Genomic DNA, 22,452 nt, shown 5'->3' with positions numbered 1-22,452 from the left:
GGAGGCAGCGGTGAGGACAGCGACACTCGGGCCGGACGAGCGCGGTGCGGCACTCGCCCGGATGGCGGAGCGGGAACTGGACGTCCTGGTCGTCGGCGGCGGGGTCGTCGGCGCGGGCACGGCGCTCGACGCGGCCACACGCGGGCTCACGACCGGCCTCGTCGAGGCGCGCGACTGGGCGGCGGGCACTTCCAGCCGGTCCAGCAAGCTCATCCACGGCGGCCTGCGCTACCTGGAGATGCTCGACTTCGCCCTCGTCAGAGAGGCCCTCAAGGAGCGCGGCCTGCTGCTGGAGCGGCTCGCCCCGCACCTGGTCAAGCCCGTGCCCTTCCTCTATCCGCTGCAGCACCGCGGGTGGGAGCGCCTCTACGCGGGCTCGGGCGTCGCACTCTACGACGCGATGTCGGTCTCCTCCGGGCACGGCCGCGGCCTGCCCACCCACCGCCACCTCACCCGCAAGCGGGCCCTGCGCGTCGCGCCCTGCCTGAAGAAGGACGTGCTGGTGGGCGCGCTGCAGTACTACGACGCCCAGATGGACGACGCCCGCTACGTCACCACCATCGTGCGCACGGCGGCGGCCTACGGGGCCCACGTCGCCAACCGGGCGCGGGTGACCGGCTTCCTGCGCGAGGGCGAGCGGGTGGTCGGCGCCACGGTGCGCGACCTGGAGCAGGGCGGGGAGTTCGAGGTCCGGGCCCGGCAGATCGTCAACGCCACGGGGGTGTGGACGGACGACACCCAGAAGCTCATCGCCGAGCGCGGCCAGTTCCACGTCAGGGCCTCGAAGGGCATCCACCTGGTGGTGCCGAAGGACCGCATCCACTCCACCACCGGGCTGATCCTGCGCACCGAGAAGAGCGTGCTCTTCGTGATCCCCTGGGGCAGGCACTGGATCATCGGCACGACCGACACCGACTGGGACCTGGACAAGGCCCACCCCGCCGCGTCGAGCGCGGACATCGACTACCTGCTGGAGCACGTCAACTCGGTCCTGGCTGTGCCGCTGACGCGGGACGACGTACAGGGGGTGTACGCGGGGCTGCGTCCCCTGCTGGCCGGAGAGTCGGACGCGACCAGCAAGCTCTCGCGCGAGCACACCGTGGCCCACCCCGTGCCGGGGCTGGTGGTCGTGGCGGGCGGGAAGTACACCACGTACCGCGTGATGGCCAAGGACGCCGTGGACGAGGCGGTGCACGCGCTCGACCGGCGCGTGGCCGAGTGCGTCACGGAGGACGTGCCGCTCGTGGGGGCGGAGGGCTACAAGGCGCTGTGGAACGGGCGCGCGCGGATCGCCCAGAACACCGGCCTGCACGTGGCGCGCGTGGAGCACCTGCTGAACCGGTACGGCTCGATGGTGGACGAAGTGCTGGAGCTCGTCGCCGCCGACCCCTCGCTGGGCGACCCGCTCACCGGCGCCGACGACTACCTCCGGGCCGAGGTCGTCTACGCCGCCTCGCACGAGGGCGCGCGGCACCTCGACGACGTCCTCACGCGCCGGACGCGCATCTCCATCGAGACCTTCGACCGCGGCACGCGCAGCGCCCGCGAGGCCGCCGAGCTGATGGCACCGGTGCTGGGCTGGGACCGGTCGCAGGTGGAGAAGGAGGTCGAGCGCTACGAGAAGCGGGTGGAGGCCGAGCGCGAATCGCAGCTGCAGCCCGACGACCTGACGGCGGATGCGGCGCGGCTGGGGGCGCCGGACGTCCAGCCGATCTGATGCCTCTGGGCCGGTACCTCTGGGCCGGCACCGCTGGGCCGGCACCTCTGATCCGATGCCGCTGAGCCGTCGCCGTCGCCGTCGATCCGATGCCTCTGATGCCCCGTTGGGGCAGTTGTGTCTGGTGAGCTCCGATGAGCGTCATGTGACAGCTCCGACGCGCCGGGAACCGTCCTGTCCGAAACCGGGTCCTGTAAAGGCAACGGATCCGTGCGGCACTCGTCGCCGTCGTCGTGCCGGGCGCCGCCGGGCCCTCGCGGCGCAGGTGGGCCGGGCCGGTGCGGCGGCGGCCGGCGCGCGTCGCGCGGAGGGCGAAGGGCGGCGGTGCGCCCGTATTGTCCGCCGGCCCGCGGACCCTGGCCTTCCGCCGGTCCGCGGATGAGAGACAATGGTGGCTCTGCCAGGGTCGGTTGGTCGCAGAGCTGATTGCCAGAGGGGACGCATGTCGGAGGCGGAGCAGACGCAGGGCACGGCAGGGCGCCTCCTGGCCGGGCGGTACCGCCTCGGGGACGTCCTCGGCCGCGGCGGCATGGGCACGGTCTGGCGTGCCAGTGACGAGACCCTGGGCCGTACGGTCGCCGTGAAGGAACTGCGGTTCCCGGCCAACATTGACGAGGACGAGAAGCGACGCCTCATCACGCGCACGCTGCGCGAGGCGAAGGCCATCGCCCGGATCCGCAGTGCGGGCGCGGTCACCGTCTACGACGTCGTGCACGAGGACGACCGCCCCTGGATCGTCATGGAGCTCATCGAGGGCCGCTCGCTCGCCGATGCCATCCGCGAGGACGGGCCGCTGAAGTGGCGTCGGGCGGCCGAGGTCGGCCTCGCCGTCCTCGACGTGCTGGGCGCGGCGCACCGCCAGGGCATCCTGCACCGCGACGTGAAGCCGTCCAACGTGCTCATCTCGGACGACGGCCGCGTCGTCCTCACCGACTTCGGCATCGCGCAGGTCGAGGGCGACCCCTCCGTCACCTCCACCGGCATGCTCGTCGGCGCCCCCTCGTACATCTCCCCCGAGCGCGCCCGCGGCCACAAGCCCGGCCCGCCCGCGGACCTCTGGTCGCTGGGCGGCCTGCTCTACGCGGCGGTCGAGGGCGTCCCGCCGTACGACAAGGGCTCGGCCATAGCCACCCTCACCGCCGTGATGACCGAGCCGCTCGGCCCGCCGAAGAACGCCGGCCCGCTGGCCGAGGTCATGTACGGGCTGCTCGCCAAGGACCCGGAGAAGCGGCTCGACGAGGCGGGCGCCCGCGCGCTGCTCACCGACGCCGTCAACGCCCCCGACGAGCGCCTGCCCCCCAAGCCGAAGCCGGCCGCGCCGGACCTGGACGCCACGCAGGCCATCGCCGTCCCGCCGATACCGGAGACGGCCGTGCCCGCCCGGCCGTATGCCAAGCCCTCCGTGAAGCGGGCGGGCGAGCCCGTGGCCGAGGCCGCGCACGCGCCTTCGCCGCAGGGGCCGCCGCGCGCCGCGCCCCCGGTGTACGGCACACCGCGCGCCGCGGGCGCCGACTCCACCACCCGTCAGTTCTCCGGTGACGCCCCCGGCGGGCGGGGGAGTACGGGCGGCAGCCTGCTCGGCACGCGGCAGGGCGGCGCCGTGCGCAAGCCCATCCTGGAGACCGTGCCGCGGCGGACGCTGGTCGTCGCGGCGGTCGTCGTCGTGTTGGCCGTGCTCGGCACGGTCCTCGCCTTCGCGCTGAGCGGCGGTGACGACGAGGGCGGCAAGGAAGGCAAGTCCGCGACCAAGCAGACGCCTTCGGCCGGGGCCTCGGGCAGGGCCGACGGCCAGGGCAAGGCGGACGCCCAGGGCAAGGGAGACGGCCAGGGCAAGGGGGGCAAGGACGTCAAGGCCAAGTCCGCTTCCGCCTCCGTCCCCGTCTCGGGCGGTCAGGGCACGGACGTCGCCGGGTTCAAGCGGATCGAGAACGACGAATTCCATTTCACGATCGCCGTACCGGAGGGCTGGAAGCAGACCGGCACCGCCGGTGAGCACTCGGGCGCCATCTACAGCGCGTCCGGCGGCTTCCCGCGCGTCCAGGTCGACTTCGGCTCCGACCCGAAGTCGGACGCCGCCAAGGAGTGGCGCGAAGCCGATGCCGGCGCCCGGCACAGCATGCCGAACTACAAGGGGCTGTCCGTCCAGGAGATCCGCGGCTGGGAGGGGCACGACTACCCGACCATCGCGGACTGGTCCTTCGAGCGCGACCAGAACGGCAAGCGCGTCCAGGTCCTCAACCGCGGCTTCAAGGTGGACGACGAGCGCGGCTACGCCATCATGATCACCTGCGAGCAGGCCAAGTGGGGCGACTCCGAGTGCCGGTCGCTGCGGGACGCGGCGTTCAGGACGTTCTCGCCGGAGGACTGACCCCGGCGACGCTGACGGCGATGCGGGCGGCGATGCGGGCGGGGGCGGCCCGGACGGGCCGGGCTCGCGCCTGTGCACCTAGGCGCCTAGGCATTCAGGAGTCCGGACGCCAGTGGCCCGGGAGGCTGGAGCCGACCTTTCTGACGGGTGTGGCGCGACGGACGACACCCCGGTCCATCCCCGGAGCCACGTACTGAGCCGTACGCGCCCGAAGGGGCGGGTTCGGCACGTATCGTGAGGTGTCGTGGACGGTACGCAGCTGCAATAGGCGGCAAATTGACCGCTGTTGGCGGTTGTCCGGGCATTCGGGCGAGGTGCGGATCGCGCGCTTGGGGAGGCGTCGTGGACGACTACGCAGGGCGGATCCTGGCCGACCGGTATCGCCTGCCCCTGCCGCCGTCCGACGTCTTCGAGCTCGTCGAGACCCGCGCCTTCGACACCTTGAGCGGGCAGGAGGTCCTCGTCCGGCAGATCCCGCTGCCGGAGGTCGTGGACGCCGAGGTGCTGGACGGTGCCCCGGGTGCTGTCCGCGGCGCGGGCCGTACGCCCGGTGCCTCCGGTGCCCCCGGAGCCGCCGGTGCCGGTAGTGATCCGGCGGTGAGGCGGGCCCTGGCTGCCGCCGCGGCCGCCGCGCAGGTCCCCGACCACCCGCGGCTCGACCAGGTCTTCCACGTCTTCGCCGAGGGCGGCAGCCTGTGGGTCGTCAGCGAGCTGCTGCCCGCCCGCCCGCTCGCCGCGCTGCTCGCCGAGCGAACCCTCTCGCCCCACCGTGCCGCCGAGGTCGCCGCCGACGTCCTCACCGCGTTGCGCGCCCTGCACGCCCACGGTTGGACCCACCGCAACATCACCACGCGCACGGTCCTCATCTGCGACGACGGCCGCGCCATCCTCACCGGCCTGGCCGTCGGCGCCGCCGAGGAGGCCCTCTGCGGCTACAACCCCGTCCCGGACGGCCAGACTGCACCCGAGGGCCTCGACGGCCGGGGCCAGGGCGGAATGCCGATGCCGCGGGATCGCGGTGGCTCGGCGGGCCGGGCGGGGCCGAGGAGGCCGGGAGACGGCGGAGCCCCAGGGGCGGCCGGGCGCGGGGCCGGAGGCGGACCCGGCGGATACAACGGGCCGGGTGGAGGTGCTCCGGGTGGAGGCGCGCCCGGCGGATACGGGCCGGGCGTTGGCGCGTCGGGCTCAGGCGAGCCGGGCCCGAGGCCCGCGCAGTCGCCGTACCGGGACCAGGGCGCCGTGGGCGGATTCCTGCCGCCGGGCGGCCCGGGAGCACCGGTCAGCCCCTGGCCACCGGAGGGTTTCCGCCCTCTGACGACGGGCGGGCCGGGAGCGGGACCGCCGACGACCGGCCGGAGCCCCGGGCACCCGGGGCCGGATGGGCAGGGCTTCGGTCGCCCGGGCGGGCGGAGTGCTGAGCAGCCGGGCGGGCAGGACACCGGCTATCCGGGCGGGCAGAGCGCGGGACTGCTGGGTCCGCGGGGCGCCGGGCAGGCGGGGGGCCAGGGCCCCGGGTCGGTGGGTGACCAGGCCACTGGACGTTCGGGCGGGCAGAGCGCGGGTCGTCCCAGTGGGTGGGGACCGGGGTATTCCGGCGTGCCGGGCGCGGGGTTGCCGGGGCCGGGGCGGGGTGCCGGGCTGCCGGGTGGGCAGGGTGCTGGTTGTGCCGGTGGGCCGGGTGTGGGCTCGGCCGGGGGCCAGGGCGGCGGTCGCCCCGGTGGGCAGCCTCCTGGTCCCGGGTATCCGGGTGGGCAAGGCGCTGGACACATGGGTCGGCAGGGCGCCGGGCAGCCGGGTGGCCCGGGCGGGCGGAACCCCTCCCGGCCCGGCGCGCAAGGCTCCGGGCAGGCCGGACGGGACGGTGGGCCGCGGCAAGTGCGTTCCGCGGCCATTGCGGCCTATCGCGAAGGGGCCGCCCGCGCTGCGGCCGCCCGCGCGGCCGGGAGGAACGCGTCGCCCGCGACGCCGACGGGCTCGTCCACGTGGGGCGGCGGCAGCGCCGCCAGCGGCTCCGCCCCGGTGCCCGCGCCCCGGGGCGCCGGCCCCCTCCACGGCGCACCCCCCGGCAGGAACCGGCCCGGAGGCCCCGCAGATGGGACGAACGCCGCCCGTCCGGACGTCCCCGAGGTGAAGCTCCCCGGGACGGCCGCCTCCTGGCCCAGCCTTCCCGGACTGACGCCCGGCCCGCCCCCTCCTCGCCCCGCCGTCACCCCGCCGCGCGCGCCTGCCGACCCCGTCGAAGGCAACGCTGCTGCACCCGCACCCGCACCCGCCCCCGAACCTCCACCACCCCGCCCTGCCGCCAACGCCCCCGATGCCTCGCCTGCCTGGGGGGCTCCCGGGCAGCAGCCCGGGAGCCCCCTCGCCGCCGAGCGTGCCCGGCAGGCCCGGATGGTCGTCGTCGGGGCCGTCACCGAGCGGTGGGCCCCGGAGCAGGCGTGGCCCGTCCAGGAGAGCTGGCAGCTGGCGCCCCCGGTCGGCCCCGCGGCCGACTTGTGGGCGCTCGGGGCCCTGCTCTTCCGCGTCGTGCAGGGGCACGCCCCCTACCCGGAGGACAGCGCGGCCGAGCTGGTCCGGATCGTGTGCGCGGAGCCGCCCGCGTTCGCCGAGGAGTGCGGCGCCCTGCGCCCCGTGGTCGAGTCGCTGATGCGCAAGGACCCGGCCGAGCGCCCGGAGTTCGAGGAGCTCCGCGGCTGGCTGCGCTCCCTGATCCGCTCGGCACCGGAACCGGATCCGGGCGGCCGCACGCTCATGGTGCCGCCCGCCGAGCCGGAGCCCCCGGCGGACGGCCGGCACCGGCTCCCGGTCGTCCGGCGCAAGGGCGAGGTCGTGCGCCGCAGGCGCGGCAGCCGTTCCATCACGGCCGTGGACACCGCCCCGGCCGCGCACGGCCGCCACAAGAAGACGGCCAAGGACAACACCCCCGCCGCCCGCCCCGCGGAACCCCGCACCGGTCACCTGCAGGAGCAGCGCGGGCGCCCCGCCCGCTCGGCGTACGGCCTTGGCCGGCTGCTGCTGGGCTTGGTCCTGCTCCTCCTCCTGGGTGCGGTGCTGTACGCGATGCTGTTCATGCCGCGCGCCGAGGAGAGCGCGGGCCAGGCGGGCCGGGCGCCCGCGGACCTCACGGGCACGGCGGGTGCGCACAGCGCCGCGCCCCACGCGCCGGCCACCGCGGGCAAGTCGGGCGGGAGCAGCCCGCCGGCGACGTCGGCGGCGCCGGTCACGTCGGCATCGCCGGAGGCGCGGAGCGCCGACTCCGGCGGCCCCGCCGAGGGCTTCGCCCTGCGTCAGGACCCCAAGGGGTTCACCGTGGCCGTGGCCAAGGACTGGCAGCGCCGGGGGGAGAACGACCGCGGGCAGGTCGTCTACGCCGGCGGGGACTACCGCCTCATCGTGGTGCCCGGCCGGGACAAGGTGGCGGAGTTCGGCAGCGACCCGATGGCGTACCAGCAGGAGAAGGAGCCCGAGCTGGCGGAGTACCGCTCCTCTTCGTGGGCCGGGGCCTCCGGGCTGCGCCGTATCGACGTCGGCCGGACGGCGTCGGCGGAGGGCACGTTCAACTGGACGGACAGCAGCGGCCGCCAGGTCTACGTGCGCAACTCCGCCACGATCCTGGGTGGTCGCTATCACCTGCTGCAGGTGATCGGGCCGGTCAACGAGCAGCGCGCGGTGGATCGCTTCTTCGAGCAGGCGGCGGCCGCCTACCGGGCGGACTGACCGGGCCCGCTGCACGCTCCGAAGCGTTCCCGCAGCTTGTACTTGAGCACCTTGCGCAGGGTGTTGTCGCGGGGGAGCAGGGCGACCAGCTCCAGCTGCTCCGGGATCTTGTGCACGGACAGCCCGGCGTCCGTGAGGTGGGAGGCCAGCTCGCCGAGGGTGAGCGGCGCGGCTCCGGGGGTCTGCTGGACGACGGCGCAGACGCGTTCACCGCGTACGGGGTCGGGCAGTCCGATCACTGCGGCGTCGTCGACTGCCGGGTGGCGCCGCAGGAGTTGTTCGACCTCCTGGGCGGAGATGTTCTCGCCTTTGCGGATGATGACGTCCTTGGCGCGGCCGGTGAGGACGAGGTGGCCTTCGGCGGTGAGGAAGCCGAGGTCGCCGGTGATGAGGAAGCCGTCGGCGTCGAAGGCCTCGGTGGTCTGGGTGGGGTCGAGGTAGCCCCGGCAGACGGCTTCGCCGCGCAGCCGTATCCCGCCTTCGGTGCCGGCCGGCACGGGCTTGCCGTGCGCATCGGTCACGCGGATCTCCATGCCCGCGGGCGGCCGGCCTTCCGTGCGGGCGAGGTGTTCCGCAGTGTCCTCCGGGTCCCCCATGGTGATCATCGGGGCTTCGGTCATGCCGTAGCCGTGGGCCAGCCGGCACCCCAGCTCGCGGACCACCTCGTCGTAGAGCTCCGGCGGCCTGGGTGCGCCGCCGCCCGCCAGGAGCCGGAGGGTGGGGATGATCCTGCGCCCGGGCTGTTTGCGCTGTTCGGCGAGGAACATCGAGTAGAAGGCGGTCGATCCGCCCGCGACGGTGACGCCGTTGCGACGGTAGGCGTCGAGCGAGCCGGGCAGGGAGAAGTGCTCCACGAGGAGGGCGGGGAAGCCGCGCAGGAGGAGCATCACGGTGTAGTCGGGTCCTGCTACGTGTGCGTAGGGGAAGGCCATGGACCCGACGTCCTGCGGGGTGAGCCGCAGCGCGTCGGCCAGGCAGGCGCCGGCGGTGATGAGCCCGCGGTCGGTGTGCAGGACGCCCTTCGGGGCGGAGGTGGTGCCGGAGGTCCAGTAGATCCAGCGCACGGCGGTGCCGTCGGCGGGCGGGGGCGGGAGCGCTGCGGGGTCCCCTTCGGGCAGGCTGCCGTGGGCGGTGAGGACGAGCGGCGGTGCGGGGAGTGCGAGGGCGAGCCGGCACGCCATGACGGAGTGGTCGAAGCCCCGCCATATGCCGGGGACCGCGAAGAACCCGGCCTCGGTGGCCCGTAGCGCGTGACCGACCTCGTGGTCGCGGTAGGAGGGGATGAGGGGCGTCTGCACGGCGCCGAGGCGGGCCAGCGCGAAGGACAGGACGACGGTCTCGATGCGGGTGGGCAGCTGCCAGGCCACCCGGCTGCCGGGGCGCACCCCGAGCGCATACAACCCGGCGGCGGTGCGTTCGGCGCGTGTCCGCAGCTCGCCGAAGGTCGTCGTGCGGTCGCCCGCCCCGGGCCCGGTGCCGTCCGGCTCGTCGGCCTGGATGAGGGCCGGTGCGCCGGGGGTCAGCTCCGCGCGGCGGTCGAGCAGCTCCCACAGGGTGCGGGAGGCGGACAGGTCGTCGGCGGCGCGGATCATGGCGGACCCTCCACGGGAACTGACTGAACGTCAGAGAAGTGCCGCGAAGCGTAGGCCGTCACGGCTTGTCGGTCCAGGGGGCCGGGGCTAGCCTCGAAACTGACTGACCGTCAGATAACGGGAGTGCCCCCGATGGAACTGCCCCGCATCGTCAGCGTCGACGACCACGTCATCGAGCCCGCCCACCTCTTCGAGCGCTGGCTGCCCGCCCGCTACCGCGACCGCGGCCCCCGCCCCCTGACCACCGGCATCGGCCGGCTCGAGTACACCGGCGGCAAGTACGTCATCTCCATGGACCCCGACGGGCCGCCCGCCGACTGGTGGATCTACGAGGACCTCCGCTTCCCCTACAAGCGCAACATCGCCGCCGTCGGCTTCGACCGCGACGAGATGACCCTGGAGGGCATCACCCGCGCCGAGATGCGCCCCGGCTGCTGGGACCCCGCGGAACGGCTCAAGGACATGGACCTCAACCACGTCGAGGCGTCCCTCTGCTTCCCGACCTTCCCGCGCTTCTGCGGCCAGACCTTCGCCGAGGCGCACGACAAGGAGGTCGCCCTCGCGTGCGTACGCGCCTACAACGACTGGATGGTCGAGGAATGGTGCGGCGACAGCGGCGGGCGGCTCATCCCCCTGTGCCTCATCCCGCTGTGGGACGTGGACCTCGCCGTCGCCGAGATCCACCGCAACGCCGCCCGCGGCGTGCGGGCCGTGACCTTCAGCGAGCTCCCCACCCACCTCGGCCTCCCCAGCATCCACACCGGCTACTGGGACCCCTTCTTCGCCGCCTGCCAGGACACCGGCACCGTCGTCAACATGCACATCGGCTCCTCCTCGCAGATGCCCGCCGCATCCCCGGACGCGCCGCCCGCCGTCCAGGCGACCCTCTCCTTCAACAACGCCATGGCCTCTATGGCCGACTTCCTCTTCAGCGGCGTCCTCGTGCGCCACCCCCGCCTCAAACTCGCCTACAGCGAGGGCCAGATGGGATGGATCCCCTACGCCCTGGAGCGCGCCGACGACGTCTGGGAGGAACACCGCGCCTGGGGCGGCGTGCGCGACATCGTCCCCGAGCCGCCCTCCACGTACTACTACCGCCAGATCTTCTGCTGCTTCTTCCGCGACAAGCACGGCGTCGCCTCGCTCGACGTCGTCGGCCGCGACAACGCCACCTTCGAGACCGACTACCCCCACGTCGACTCGACCTTCCCCCACACCAGGCAGGTCGCCCTCGAGCACGTGCGGGGACTGGACGACGAGACCGTCCGCAAGCTGATGCGCGGCAACGCCATCCGCATGCTCGGCCTGGACCTCGACCCCCTGGGCGGGTGACGCGCGATGGACCTCACCCTCACCGGGGAAGAGGAGGACTTCCGCCGGCGGCTGCGCGCCTGGCTCCACGACACCCTGCCCGGGCTTCCCCCCGAGCCGCCCGCCGACGACTGGCCCGCACGCCGCGCCTACGACTGCGCCTGGCAGCGCGCCCTCCACGACGCCGGCTACGCAGGCCTGCACTGGCCCGCCGACGCCGGCGGCCGGGGCGCCACCCCCACCCAGCACCTGATCTTCATCGAGGAGACCGAGCGGGCCGGAGCCCCCTACGTCGGCGCCAACTTCGTCGGGCTCCTGCACGCGGGCCCCACCATCGCCGCCGAGGGCACCACGGCCCAGCGCGCCCGCTGGCTGCCCCCGATCCTGCGCGGCGAGGAGATCTGGTGCCAGGGCTTCTCGGAACCCGACGCCGGCTCCGACCTGGCCTCCTTGCGCACCCGGGCCGTCCGCGACGGCGACTCCTACGTCATCACCGGCAGCAAGATCTGGACCTCCCACGCCGAGGTGGCCGACTGGTGCGAACTCCTCGTCCGCACCGACCCCGCCGCCCCCCGGCACCGCGGCATCTCCTGGATCGCCCTGCCGATGAACGCCCCCGGCGTCACCGTGCGACCGCTGCGCACCCTCGCGGGGACCACGGAGTTCGCCGAGGTGTTCCTCGACGAGGTGCGGGTGCCGGCGACCCACCGCGTCGGCCCCGAGAACGACGGCTGGCGCGTCAGCATGGTCACCCTCTCCTACGAGCGCGGCACCGCCTTCGCGGGCGAGGTCGTCGCCTGCCGCCGCACCCTCGCCCGGCTCGCCCGCACCGCCCGCGCCAACGGCCGCTGGGACGACGCAGTACTGCGACGCCGTCTCGGCCGCCTGCACGCCGAGTTCACGGCGCTGTGGCGGCTCGTCCAGTGGAACGTCAGCGAAGCCGCCCATGCCGCGCGCACCGGCGGCGACGGAGTCCCGGGCGCAGGCGGCTCCGTCTTCAAGCTGCGCTACTCCCAGGCCCGCCAGGAGCTCTACGAGGCCGCCGCCGACGTGCTCGGACCGGAGTCCCTGGACGCCCGCCAGGAGTGGACGGCGCAGCGCCTGTCCTCGCTCTCCTACACGATCGCCGCGGGCACCTCCCAGATCCAGCGCAACATCATCGCCGAGCGCATCCTCGGCCTCCCCAAGGGGCGATGACCATGGACTTCCGCCTCACCGACGACCAGCGGGCCCTGCAGGCGGGGATGCGGAGCCTCCTCGCCGCCCGCCACCCCCGCGAGCGGCTGCGCGCCCTGGCCGACTCCCCTCCACCGGCCGGCCCCCGGGCGCCCGACCGTGCGCTGTGGCGGGCCCTCGGGGAGGCCGGGTTCTTCTCCCTGCGGCTGGCGGAGAAGGACGGCGGCGTGGGGCTCGGGATGCCCGAGGCGGTGCTCCTCTTCGAGGAGGCCGGACGTGCCCTGCTGCCGGGGCCGCTCGTCGCCACGCACCTGGCCGCGGGCCTCGTCGAGGGGGCCGCCGAGGGCAACTGCGTGGTCACGGCCCTGGACGGTCCCGGGGCGGCCGAGCACCTCGCCTCCGCCGAGGCCGTCCTGCTGCTCGACGGCCCGGCCGCCCGGCTCCTGCACACGGGCGCCGGGGGAGCCCCGCGGGCCCTGCGGGCGCGCCCCGTCCGGTGCGTGGACCCGACGACACCCCTCCACCTCGTACGGCAGCTGCCCCGGGCACCGGACGGCGGCGTGCCCGGCCTGCCCGCCGATGCGGCCCGGATGCGGCGGGAGGCGGCCCTGCTGACCGCCGCGCAGCAACTCGGCAGCGCCTTCCGGACCGTCGAGCTGGCGGTCTCCCACGCCCGGCAACGTGCCCAGTTCGGCCGCCCGGTCGGCGGCTTCCAGGCGGTGCAGCACCTCTGCGCCGAGATGCTCGTGCGCGCCGAGCTCGCGCGTGCCGCGGTCTATGCGGCGTCACTCTCGGTGGAGCCCGACGAACCAGCTGAAATCGCCGCCGCCAAACTGCTCGCTGACAGTGCAGCCGTGCGCAATGCTCGTGACTGTCTGCAAGTGCACGGTGGCCTGGGGTTCACCTGGGAATCCGACGTTCATCTGCACCTCAAACGCGCCTGGCTGAGGCTCCGTCAATGGCAGTCCTCCGCCGATTCCGAGGAATTGCTTGCGAATACCCTGATCCGCGACGCTTCACACATCCCGGGGCGCCATCCGGCGAATGATGCAACGGATGTTCTGGACGCAGAGAATGTCACGGCGTAATCGTCATGGGTGAAATGCCGGGCATGTCATGTCGAACCGCTCGCAGCATGTCGATATCAGGCTGTGTCCCGGACGTTACTCGTCACAGGGTGGAGTCGGGTCCGGGCTCGGGTACTCTCCCTTGAATGCGAGAGGTTCAGAAGCGCGACGGGGCGGAAGTTGCCCATGTGGCGTCGCCGGGCGTGCACATGTCTGACGCTCGTCCCGGAACGGGTCCGAAAGGCCCTCGGTGTTCGAGTCTCCGCAGCACGCGTCGCACAGTATGCAGTAGCCATACTCCTTTGCGCCGGAATATGCCCGAAGCGCTTGTTGGGGTGACTGTGCGTCAACCATGCTGTCTCGGAAGGAGATCACGTTCCGTGATCCCTCGGAGACGCGAGGCGTTGTGTCCGCCGGTACGGATGGTGTGAGCGGTGCAGGTGCTTCAGATGCAGATGGAGGTCCGGGCCGACCCCGCGGAGGTGGGGCGGGCCCGCAGGTGGGCGAGGTCGCGGCTGGCCGGGTCGGGGATAGGCGTCGATGAGCCGCTCGCCGAGACGCTGATCCTGCTGATCTCCGAGCTGGTCACCAACGCCGTGGTCCACACCGGCTGCCCGGCTGTGCTGCGGATGCTCTTCCCGGGCGCCGGTGCCGCCGGCGCCGGAGCCTACGGGGGCACCGTCCGCGTCGAGGTCGCCGACATCAGCGCCCGCCCGCCCCGCCGCAGGTGCGCGGGCGGCGAGGACACCGGCGGCCGCGGCCTGGAGCTGGTCGACGGTCTCGCCGACCGCTGGGGCTGGCAGGCCGAGGGCAGCGGCAAGCGCATCTGGTGCGAGGTCGACCGCACGGGCCCCTCGTGGGTCGGCGCTTTCGATGCACCGCGCGCCGTCATAAATCGGGCTTAATCGACAAAGTCCAGACCAGGTGTTGACGTGAAGTGTCCACGTGATCACCCTTGGATGCAGCGATTCGTTGCGAGGGGACGTCGAGAGGCCCACGGTCACCGGGCTGCCTTGGCGAGTACGGGTCGCGGTCCGGCGCAGTTCAGGGCTTCAGCGCCGGAGCTTGCGGCGACGTGCGGTGCCGTGCTCGGGGTGCGCATCGGCACGTCGCCGCCTGCCCACGTCCCTTGGAGCCCTGCCCTGCCGGCCTGTCCGGCCGCCCCGGCTCAGAGCACGGCGACCGGCGCCACAGGCGCCCCCACCCCGCCCTCGAAGGGCTCGGGTGTCGCGGTCAGCAGGAACGCGTAGCGCTGCTCCTCCGCGCATGCCGCGGAGAGCTCCTCCAGATTCCAGTTCTGTCCCTGCAGCATCCCCATCTCCACGAGGTGGAGCGCGTGCACCGGCAGCCAGAGGCCCTCGATCTCCGGCGGGAACACCTCGAAGCAGAGGGTGTCGTCGGCGACGGCCGCCACGTCCCGGGCGTGGAACCACTCGGGCGCCCGGATCGACAGTCCGGGCGACGAATGCCCGTACGCCCGCCGGTCGCCCCCCAGATAGTGCTGCATGTGACCGGTGCGGACGAGCGCGATGTCCCCCGGGCCCACGGCGACCGCGCCCATGGCCTCGGCCGCTTCCAGGTCCTCCGGGGTGACCGCGTGGCCCGGCTCCAGGTGCTCCACGCCCCGGGCGCGCGCCACGTCGAGCAGCACTCCGCGCGAGACGACGTGCCGGGCCTTCTCGATGCCGCTGTAGGCGGCGCGCGTGTGTGCGGTCACCGAGTCCGCCGGCCGGCCGTTGTAGATCCTGCCGCCGTGGGAGACGTGCGGCAGTGCGTCCCAGTGGGTGCCTGCCTGGAGGCCCATGGTGACGGCGTCGTCGCTCGTGGCCACTGATTCCGGGGCGTACTGCTGGTTGATGGAGAGCATCGTGTGCAGGGGATTGACCCTGCCGGGAATCAGCCCGGTCTGGATTCCGCGCTGCCGCAGGGGTACGGCCAGGGCCACTCTCCGGCCGGTGAGCACGGTGGCCGCGGCTTCGCGGACGACGGCGTCCGTGATCAGGTTGAGGGTGCCTATCTCGTCCCTCTCGCCCCAACGCCCCCAGTTGTTGACCCGCTTGGCGATCTCGTGGAACTCCGGCGGCAGCGGCATGGGCTTCCTCCCCGGATCGGTCCCTGTGCGGGGCTTGTGCCTTCGCGGGCTCTGCCCAAAAATCTAACGGTCCGTCAGATAGAGCGGGAAGGGGCGTGCGCCATGGGGAGCTTCTTGGCCGGAAAGGCGGTCGCCGTCACCGGCGCGGGCCGCGGCATCGGCCGCGCCGTCGCCCTCGCCTGCGGGGCCGAGGGGGCAAAGGTCGTGGTCAACGACTACGGCGTCTCCGTCGAGGGGAACGAGCCCACGAGCGAGGTCGCCGCCGGAGTGGTCAAGGAGATCGAGGCGGCCGGGGGCGAGGCCGTCGCCGTCGCGGACGACGTGTCGGCCATGTCCGGCGGACAGCGGATCGTGGACACCGCCCTCGCCTGCTACGGGCGGCTCGACGGCGTCGTCTGCGCGGCCGGGATCCTGCGCGAGCGGATGCTGTTCAACATGACCGAGGAGGAGTGGGACCCCGTCATCGCCACCCACCTCAAGGGCACCTTCACGGTCTTCCGCGCCGCCTCCGCAGTCATGCGCCGCCAGAAGCACGGCACCCTCATCGGCTTCACCAGCGGCAACCACCAGGGCAGCGTCGCCCAGGCCAACTACTCCGCAGCCAAGGGCGGCATCATCTCCCTCGTCCGCAGCGCCGCCCTCGGCCTGCACAAATACGGGATCACGGCCAACTGCGTCGCCCCAGTGGCCCGGACGCGGATGTCCGCCGGCGTGCCGATGGAGCTCGAGGAGATCGGCGACCCCGAGGACGTGGCGGCACTCGTCGTCTACCTGCTCGGCGAACAGGCCCGCGAGCAGGGCGTCACCGGGCAGGTCTACACCGTGGCCGGGCCCAGGATCGCGGTGTGGGCCCAGCCCCGCGAACTGCGCTCCGTCTGCGCGGAAGGACCCTGGACGCCGGAGCGGATCGCCGGCCTCCTCCCTCGTACCGTCGGCACCGACCCCATGCCGATGCTCGCCCGCCTGGAGGCGATGACCGAAGCGGCCGCCGCCAAAGCCCGCCCCAACGCGTGACGGGGAGCCACCCATGGACTTCTCCTTCGGGCCGGAGGACCGGGCCCTCCGGCAAGAGGCGCGCGCCTGGCTCGCCGAACACCTCGCCGGGGAACCGCCCCCCGCTGCGGGCCGCGCCTGGGAACGCGAACTGGGCGCCGACGGCTGGATCGGCCTCGGCTGGGATCCCGCGGCCGGGAGCTACGGCAACCGCACCGCGCCCCTGACCGGGCAGGTCGTCTGGGCCGAGGAGTACTCTCGCGCCGGGGCGCCCGCCCGCCTCGGCCACATGGGCGAGCACCTCCTCGCCCCCACCCTCCTCGCCCACGGCGACCCCGCACAGCGCACCCGCTTCCTCCCCGCCATCGCCCGCGGCGAGGAGATCTGGTGCCAGGGCTACAGCGAACCCGGCGCAGGCTCCGACCTCGCCGCCGTCCGCACCGCCGCCGCCAGGGACGCCGGCGGCCGCACCTATCGCATCACCGGCCAGAAGCTGTGGACCTCCTACGCCCACCAGGCCGACTGGTGCTTCCTGCTCGCCCGCACCACCGCAGGCTCCCACCGGCACCACGGACTCTCCCTTCTGCTCGTGCCGATGGACCAGCCCGGCCGCATCGAGGTCCGCCCGATCCGGCAGCTGACCGGCGAGGCCCACTTCAACGAGGTGTTCTTCGACGGCGCCGAGGCCCGCGCCGACCACGTGCTGGGCGGGGAGGGCAACGGCTGGCAGGTCGCCATGGACCTCCTCGGCCGGGAGCGCGGGGTGGCCACCCTCGCGCAGCAGATCGGCTTCGCCGCCGAGCTCGCCCGCATCGTCCGCCTCGCCCGGGAGACGGGAGCCGCAGCGGAACCGGCGGTGCGCGACCGGATCGTACGGCAGTGGGCCGACCTGAGGACCATGCGGTGGACGGCCCTGCGGACCCTTGGGAGCACGGGCGCCCCCGGCGCCCCCAGCGTCGCAAAGCTGCTCTGGAGCAGCTGGCACCAGCGCCTCGGAGAGCTGGCCATGGACGTGCGAGGTGCGGGTGCGGCCCTCGGGCCGTACGACTGGAGCGAAGAGCGGCCCTACGAACTCGACGTGCTGCAGCGGCTGTTCCTCTTCTCCAGGGCCGACACGATCTACGGAGGCTCGGCCGAGGTGCAGCGCACCGTCATCGCCGAGCGCGTGCTCGGCCTGCCGAAGGAGCCCCGGCCATGAGGACGTACGGGAACTGGATCGGCGGTAGGTGGCGCACACCCGAAAAAGGTCACTATCCAGTTGTCAATCCGGCGACCGAGCAGGTCGTCGGGGCGGCACCGGAGGCGACCCCCGCCGAGGTCGCCGCCGCCGTGACCGCCGCACAGGCCGCGCAGGACGGCTGGTCCCGTACGGATCCGCGCGAGCGCGCGGCCGTACTGGACCGGACAGCAGAACTGATCACCGAACACGGAGCGGAGCTCCTGCCCCTGCTCCAGGCCGAGACGGGCGCGACGGCGCGCGTCACCTCGGCCATGCAACTGCCCCCGGCGGCAGACCGCTTCCGCCGCTACGCCCGCGGGGCGGTGGAGCCGGCGGTCATCCCGCTCGCGCCGCACCCGGTCCAGGGCAGCCCGCTCGCTCCCGGCGGCCTGATGGGCGCCGCCGCGGTCCGTCGCCCCGTGGGCGTCGTCGCCTGCATCACCTCCTACAACTTCCCGGTCGTCAACCTCGCGGGCAAGCTCGCGCCCGCCCTGGCCATGGGAAACACGGTCGTCGCCAAGCCGGCGCCGCAGGATCCCCTCTGCTGCCTCCGCCTGGGCCCGATCCTCCGGGAGGCCGGCCTCCCGGACGGGGTCTTCAACATCGTCACCGGCTCGGGACCGGGCGCCGGCCGAGCGCTCGTGTCCCACCCCGGCGTCGACATGATCAGCTTCACCGGATCCACCGCGGTCGGAAAACAGATCGCCGAGGCCGCGGGGAGGTCGATGAAGCGCACCCTGCTGGAGCTGGGCGGCAAGGGCGCGGCCATCGTCCTGGGGGATGCCGACGACGCGGTGCTCACGTCGGCGATCGGGGCGGTCGGTTCGGTCTGGTCCTTCCACAGCGGACAGATCTGCACGGCGCCGACCCGGGTGCTCGTGCAGCGGTCGCTGTACGAGAAGGTCGTCGCCGGTCTCGAACGTTACGCCCGCGCACTGAAGATCGGGGACCCTGTGGAAAACTCCACGGTCGTCGGTCCGTTGATCTCCGCCGCCCAGCGCGACCGGGTCGAGGCGTACATCGCCGCCGCCCGTGCGGAAGGCGCCCGGATCGTCGTCGGCGGCGCCCGCCCCGACGTCAAGCCGGGTTTCTACGTCGCCCCGACCCTCATCACCGGCGTGGCCCCCGAAAGCCCGGTCGCGCGCGAGGAGTTGTTCGGCCCCGTTGTCGTCGCGCTGCCCTTCGAGGACGACGACGAAGCCGTCCGCATCGCCAACAGCACCTCCTACGGCCTCCACGACTACGTCTTCGGCGCCGACTCCGCCCGCGCCTGGGCGCTCGCCGCGCGCCTGCGCAGCGGGAACGTCGGCGTCAACACCGCCCAGCGGCACCCCGAGACGCCCTTCGGCGGATTCAAGGAGAGCGGCGTCGGCAGGGACGGCGGCTCGTTCGGCCTGCACGCGTACAGCGAACTCCAGTCGGTCGTCTGGGCGTCCTGAGCCCGCGCCGCACCCCTTCCGAGAGGACCGCAGCCATGCGAGGCGTCATCTTCGACGGAAAGCACCCCCTGGTCGCCGACGATCTGGAAGTCCGCGCACCGGGCCCCGGTGAGGTCCTCGTCGCCGTCGCGGCCGCCGGCCTGTGCCACAGCGACCTCTCCGTGACCGACGGCACCATCCCGTACCCGCTGCCCGTGGTGCTCGGGCACGAGGGCGCGGGCGTGGTCGAGGCCGTGGGGCCCGGCGTCGCCCACGTCGTGCCCGGTGATCACGTGGCCCTGTCCACGCTCGCCGCCTGCGGCGCCTGCGGCGAGTGCGACCGGGGCCGGCCCACCATGTGCCGCGAGTCGATCGGGAAACCGGCCCGGCCGTTCACCCGCCGGGGTGAGCGACTTTTCCACTTCGCGTCCTGCTCCGCCTTTGCGGAACGCACCGTCGTCAAAGCCGTCCAGGCGGTCAGGATTCCCACCGGCATACCGCTGACCTCGGCGGCGCTGATCGGCTGCGGCGTCCTCACCGGCGTCGGCGCCGTCCTCAACCGCGCCCGGGTCGCCCCCGGCGCATCGGTCGTCGTCATCGGTGCCGGCGGGATCGGGCTCAACGTCCTCCAGGGCGCCCGGATCGCCGGGGCCTCGGCCGTCGTTGCCGTCGACGCCAACCCGCGCAAGGAAGCGGCGGCCCGGCAGTTCGGAGCCACCCACTTCGTCGACGCCGGCGCGGTCCCCGACACTTCGGCCGCCGTCCGCGCGATCCTGCCGACGGGCGCCGACCACGCCTTCGAGTGCGTCGGCGACACCGGACTCGTCCGGCAGGCGATCGACTTGCTCGACCGGCACGGCCAGGCGGTGCTGCTCGGCGTGCCGCCGGCCGGGGCCGAGGCGTCCTTCCGCGTCTCGTCCCTCTACCTCGACAAAGCGATCCTGGGCTGCCGCTACGGCTCCTCGCGCCCGCAGCACGACATCGCCCTCTATGCCCGGCTCTACCAGGAGGGACGCCTCCTCCTGGACGAACTCGTCACCAGGACCTACCCCGTCGAGGACTTCGCGCAGGCCGCGGACGACACCCTGAACGGCCGCGTCTCCCGCGCCGTCCTCACCTTCCGCCACTGAGCACGGCCCCACGCCGGACGACGCCTCCCGGACGCACTCAGCGCCGGGCGGCCCGGGTCACCGCACGGAACGTCCGCCGGTAGGCGGTCGGGGACACCCCGAGCGCCGCCTGCAGGTGCTGCCGCATCGACGCGGCCGTGCCGAACCCGGCGTCCCGCGCGACCTGGTCGACGGAGAGGTCGCTGTCCTCCAGCAGGTGCCGCGCCCGCTCGACGCGCTGCTGCGTCAGCCACTGGCCCGGGCTGATGCCGACCTCCTCACGGAAGCGACGCGTGAACGTCCGGACGCTCATCGCCTCCTGCTCGGCCATGTCCCGCAGCTGGATGGGCCGGTCCAGCCGTCCCAGCGCCCAGGCGCGGGCCGCAGTGGTCGTCGCGTGCTGGGGTTCGGGAACCGGCCGCTGGATGTACTGCGCCTGGCCGCCGTCGCGGTGCGGCGGGACGACGCTGCGGCGGGCCACCTCGTTCGCCACGGCCGTGCCGTGGTCGCGGCGCACGATGTGCAGGCACAGGTCGATGCCGGAGGCCACGCCGGCCGACGTCAGCACATCGCCGTCGTCGACGAAGAGCACGTCGGCGTCCACCCGGACGGACGGGAACATCCGCTGGAAGCGCTCCGTGCTGGACCAGTGCGTGGTCGCGGGCCGGCCGTCGAGGAGACCTGCGGCCGCGAGGATGTACGAGCCGGTGCAGATCGACACCATGCGCGTGCCGGGCCGTATGCCGGCGAAGGCGCTGGACAGGTCGTCGTCGAGGCGGCCCTCGTCGTACGGCAGCCCGAACTCGTAGGAGGCCGGGACGACGATCGTGTCGGCCTCGGCCAGGGCTTCCGGGCCGAGCTCGACGTTGATCGAGAAATCGGCGTCGGTCTGCACCGGCCCGGCCTCCAGGGCGCAGGTCACCACCTCGTACAGCGGGTCCCCGGAGGACGTCCTGGCCTTGCCGAAGATCCGGTACGGGATGGCCAGTTCGAACGGGATCACGCCGGCCAGGGCGAGCACGGCCACGCGGTGCGGCGGAGCGTCGGGGTGCTGGTCGGAGCGAGTGATCCTCGCCGTCTTCTGTGTCATTTCCGTTCGCCCCCCGGAAGGTTTCCGTGCTGCTCGGTCCGGCGTGACGGCATCCGGCCGGATCGTGTGGCCCGATCCTAGCGGATGCTGTCCTTTCGGCCACTCGTCCGGAGGGAAGCGCCTCCTGATGCTGATGACGTGACCCACGCAACCGGACTTCCCACCCCACCGGAGAGCCCCTCCGGGCGCCCGGACCCCTCCGTGCCCCCGGGCTCCGCCGCAAGCCCCGGCCGGCGTCGCCCGCGCCTTCACCGCGCCTGGTCCGTGGCCGCCGTCACCTTCGTGACGATCATCGGCGCGGCCGGCTTCGCCTCCCTGCCCGGCCTGCTGATCGAGCCGCTGCACGGCGAGTTCGGGTGGTCGCGCGGAACGATCGGCTTCGCCGCTTCCGTCAACCTCGCCCTGTACGGCCTCACGGCGCCGTTCGCCGCCGCCCTGATGGACCGGTTCGGCATCCGCAAGGTCGTCGCCTGCGCCCTGACCGTGATCGCCGCCGGTGCCGGGCTGACGGTCTTCATGACCACCGCATGGCAGCTCGTGCTGTGCTGGGGCGTGCTCGTCGGCCTCGGCAGCGGTTCGATGGCCCTGGCCTTCGCGGCCACCGTCACCAACCGGTGGTTCACGGCCCGGCGGGGACTGGTCACCGGAATCCTCACCGCCGCCGGAGCCTCCGGGCAGCTGGTCTTCCTTCCGCTGCTCTCCTGGATCGTCGAGCACCACGACTGGCGGCCCGCGGCAGTGACCGTCTCCGTCGCCGCACTCGTCGTCGTGCCGTTCGTGTGGCTGCTGCTGCGCGACCACCCGGCGGACGTCGGCCTCGCCCCGTACGGCAGCGACGTCCCCGTACCGAAGCCGGCCCCCGCGCCCGGTGCGGCGCGGCGTGCGGTCAAGGCGCTGCTCGACGCGGCCCGCACGGGGCCGTTCTGGCTGCTGGCGGGGACCTTCGCGATCTGCGGCGCCTCCACGAACGGTCTGGTGAAGACGCACTTCGTGCCCGCCGCACACGACCACGGCATGCCGATGACGGCCGCCGCGGGGCTGCTCGCCGTGATCGGCGTCTTCGACGTCGTCGGGACCGTCGCCTCCGGATGGTTCACCGACCGGTTCGAGGCGCGCAGGCTGCTGGCCGTCTACTACGGGCTGCGGGGCCTGTCCCTGATGTTCCTGCCGATGCTGCTGGCGCCCTCCGTCCACCCGCCGATGGTCTTCTTCATCGTCTTCTACGGCCTCGACTGGGTCGCCACCGTGCCGCCCACCATCGCCCTGTGCCGCGAGCACTACGGCGAGGACAGCGCGATCGTCTTCGGCTGGGTCCTCGCCTCCCACCAGGTCGGCGCCGCAGTGGTGGCCTTCCTGGGCGGTGTGGCCCGTGACGCCTTCGGGTCGTACGACGTCGTCTGGTACGCCTCGGGCGCGCTGTGCGCCGTGGCGGCCCTCATGGCCCTGGTCATCCGCAGGCGGCCGCGTGCGACCGGGCGGATCGCGGCGGATCCGGTGTAAGCGCCTATATGCGGTCAAGCAGGGATCAATCGGTCGGCAAAAGCAACCTCTCGGCCCCTGGGGGGATCTCTCCCTGGGGAGAG

The 22,452-nt window shown here is 73.5% G+C and carries 15 protein-coding genes; 12 read left to right on the top strand and 3 right to left on the bottom strand.

Annotation, left to right across the window (positions count from 1 at the left end; all coding sequences use genetic code 11):
- Positions 1 to 10: 10 nt before the first annotated feature.
- The 3 genes from AS857_RS32825 (at position 11) to AS857_RS36910 (ending at position 7,802) form a co-directional block, all read left to right on the top strand.
- The gene (locus AS857_RS32825; protein ID WP_058046775.1) at positions 11 to 1,717 is read left to right on the top strand and encodes a glycerol-3-phosphate dehydrogenase/oxidase; all 1,707 of its coding nucleotides are present in this window, start codon (positions 11 to 13) and stop codon (positions 1,715 to 1,717) included.
- Between the two features lie 442 nt (positions 1,718 to 2,159).
- Positions 2,160 to 4,085 carry a serine/threonine-protein kinase gene (locus tag AS857_RS32820; RefSeq protein WP_058046774.1) on the top strand — a complete coding sequence of 642 codons (1,926 nt, stop codon included), beginning with the start codon at positions 2,160 to 2,162 and terminating at the stop codon, positions 4,083 to 4,085.
- A gap of 342 nt (positions 4,086 to 4,427) precedes the next feature.
- The gene (locus AS857_RS36910; RefSeq protein WP_063804391.1) at positions 4,428 to 7,802 is read left to right on the top strand and encodes a protein kinase; all 3,375 of its coding nucleotides are present in this window, start codon (positions 4,428 to 4,430) and stop codon (positions 7,800 to 7,802) included.
- Here the strand turns inward: AS857_RS36910 and AS857_RS32810 are convergent.
- Positions 7,787 to 9,394: a class I adenylate-forming enzyme family protein gene (locus AS857_RS32810; RefSeq protein WP_058046772.1), complete on the bottom strand. Its 1,608-nt coding sequence runs from the start codon at positions 9,392 to 9,394 to the stop codon at positions 7,787 to 7,789. The genes AS857_RS36910 and AS857_RS32810 overlap by 16 nt on opposite strands.
- Positions 9,395 to 9,526: 132 nt before the next feature.
- Between AS857_RS32810 and AS857_RS32805 the strand changes: the two genes are divergently transcribed.
- The 4 genes from AS857_RS32805 to AS857_RS32790 all read left to right on the top strand — a co-directional run bounded on the left by AS857_RS32805 (position 9,527) and on the right by AS857_RS32790 (position 13,853).
- Positions 9,527 to 10,726, top strand: coding sequence for an amidohydrolase family protein (locus AS857_RS32805; protein WP_058046771.1), 1,200 nt, complete (start codon positions 9,527 to 9,529; stop codon positions 10,724 to 10,726).
- Positions 10,727 to 10,732: 6 nt separating this feature from the next.
- Positions 10,733 to 11,902, top strand: a complete 1,170-nt coding sequence (locus AS857_RS32800) for an acyl-CoA dehydrogenase family protein (protein ID WP_058046770.1) — start codon at positions 10,733 to 10,735, stop codon at positions 11,900 to 11,902.
- A gap of 2 nt (positions 11,903 to 11,904) precedes the next feature.
- Complete coding sequence (locus AS857_RS32795; RefSeq protein ID WP_107105695.1) at positions 11,905 to 12,969, top strand: acyl-CoA dehydrogenase family protein; 1,065 nt, start codon at positions 11,905 to 11,907, stop codon at positions 12,967 to 12,969.
- Between the two features lie 413 nt (positions 12,970 to 13,382).
- Complete coding sequence (locus tag AS857_RS32790; protein ID WP_058046769.1) at positions 13,383 to 13,853, top strand: ATP-binding protein; 471 nt, start codon at positions 13,383 to 13,385, stop codon at positions 13,851 to 13,853.
- Positions 13,854 to 14,116: 263 nt separating this feature from the next.
- Here the strand turns inward: AS857_RS32790 and AS857_RS32785 are convergent, their stop codons facing one another.
- Complete coding sequence (locus AS857_RS32785; RefSeq protein WP_058046768.1) at positions 14,117 to 15,040, bottom strand: cyclase family protein; 924 nt, start codon at positions 15,038 to 15,040, stop codon at positions 14,117 to 14,119.
- 102 nt (positions 15,041 to 15,142) lie between these two features.
- Between AS857_RS32785 and AS857_RS32780 the strand changes: the two genes are divergently transcribed.
- From AS857_RS32780 to AS857_RS32765, 4 genes are read left to right on the top strand one after another with little or no spacing between them, the layout of a single operon-like run.
- Positions 15,143 to 16,054 (top strand): SDR family NAD(P)-dependent oxidoreductase, encoded by a 912-nt coding sequence (locus AS857_RS32780; RefSeq protein ID WP_058046767.1) that lies wholly within the window; start codon positions 15,143 to 15,145, stop codon positions 16,052 to 16,054.
- Positions 16,055 to 16,067: 13 nt separating this feature from the next.
- Positions 16,068 to 17,231 carry an acyl-CoA dehydrogenase family protein gene (locus AS857_RS32775; RefSeq protein ID WP_058046766.1) on the top strand — a complete coding sequence of 388 codons (1,164 nt, stop codon included), beginning with the start codon at positions 16,068 to 16,070 and terminating at the stop codon, positions 17,229 to 17,231.
- Positions 17,228 to 18,691: an aldehyde dehydrogenase family protein gene (locus AS857_RS32770; RefSeq protein ID WP_058046765.1), complete on the top strand. Its 1,464-nt coding sequence runs from the start codon at positions 17,228 to 17,230 to the stop codon at positions 18,689 to 18,691. The genes AS857_RS32775 and AS857_RS32770 overlap by 4 nt, the downstream gene beginning before the upstream one ends.
- Before the next feature lie 35 nt (positions 18,692 to 18,726).
- Positions 18,727 to 19,800, top strand: coding sequence for a Zn-dependent alcohol dehydrogenase (locus AS857_RS32765; protein WP_058046764.1), 1,074 nt, complete (start codon positions 18,727 to 18,729; stop codon positions 19,798 to 19,800).
- A gap of 37 nt (positions 19,801 to 19,837) precedes the next feature.
- On the opposite strand, the gene AS857_RS32760 is transcribed toward AS857_RS32765, so the two are convergent.
- Positions 19,838 to 20,869 (bottom strand): GlxA family transcriptional regulator, encoded by a 1,032-nt coding sequence (locus AS857_RS32760; protein ID WP_058046763.1) that lies wholly within the window; start codon positions 20,867 to 20,869, stop codon positions 19,838 to 19,840.
- A gap of 201 nt (positions 20,870 to 21,070) precedes the next feature.
- On the opposite strand from AS857_RS32760, the gene AS857_RS32755 reads away from it, so the two are divergent.
- Positions 21,071 to 22,369 carry an MFS transporter gene (locus AS857_RS32755; RefSeq protein ID WP_058046762.1) on the top strand — a complete coding sequence of 433 codons (1,299 nt, stop codon included), beginning with the start codon at positions 21,071 to 21,073 and terminating at the stop codon, positions 22,367 to 22,369.
- The last annotated feature ends 83 nt before the right edge of the window (positions 22,370 to 22,452 follow it).

It is taken from the genome of Streptomyces roseifaciens (assembly GCF_001445655.1).
Classification (GTDB): domain Bacteria; phylum Actinomycetota; class Actinomycetes; order Streptomycetales; family Streptomycetaceae; genus Streptomyces; species Streptomyces aureoversilis.
Note: the sequence above shows the minus strand (reverse complement) of the source record. Positions and strands in the feature narration are given on the sequence as shown.

Coding starts and splice junctions, on each gene's coding strand:
- AS857_RS32770 (WP_058046765.1), top strand. CDS start 17,228: ATGAGGACGTACGGGAACTGGATCGGCGGTAGGTGGCGCACACCCGAA.
- AS857_RS32800 (WP_058046770.1), top strand. CDS start 10,733: ATGGACCTCACCCTCACCGGGGAAGAGGAGGACTTCCGCCGGCGGCTG.
- AS857_RS32795 (WP_107105695.1), top strand. CDS start 11,905: ATGGACTTCCGCCTCACCGACGACCAGCGGGCCCTGCAGGCGGGGATG.
- AS857_RS32820 (WP_058046774.1), top strand. CDS start 2,160: ATGTCGGAGGCGGAGCAGACGCAGGGCACGGCAGGGCGCCTCCTGGCC.
- AS857_RS32805 (WP_058046771.1), top strand. CDS start 9,527: ATGGAACTGCCCCGCATCGTCAGCGTCGACGACCACGTCATCGAGCCC.
- AS857_RS32780 (WP_058046767.1), top strand. CDS start 15,143: ATGGGGAGCTTCTTGGCCGGAAAGGCGGTCGCCGTCACCGGCGCGGGC.
- AS857_RS32765 (WP_058046764.1), top strand. CDS start 18,727: ATGCGAGGCGTCATCTTCGACGGAAAGCACCCCCTGGTCGCCGACGAT.
- AS857_RS32760 (WP_058046763.1), bottom strand. CDS start 20,869: ATGACACAGAAGACGGCGAGGATCACTCGCTCCGACCAGCACCCCGAC.
- AS857_RS32785 (WP_058046768.1), bottom strand. CDS start 15,040: ATGCCGCTGCCGCCGGAGTTCCACGAGATCGCCAAGCGGGTCAACAAC.
- AS857_RS32810 (WP_058046772.1), bottom strand. CDS start 9,394: ATGATCCGCGCCGCCGACGACCTGTCCGCCTCCCGCACCCTGTGGGAG.
- AS857_RS32775 (WP_058046766.1), top strand. CDS start 16,068: ATGGACTTCTCCTTCGGGCCGGAGGACCGGGCCCTCCGGCAAGAGGCG.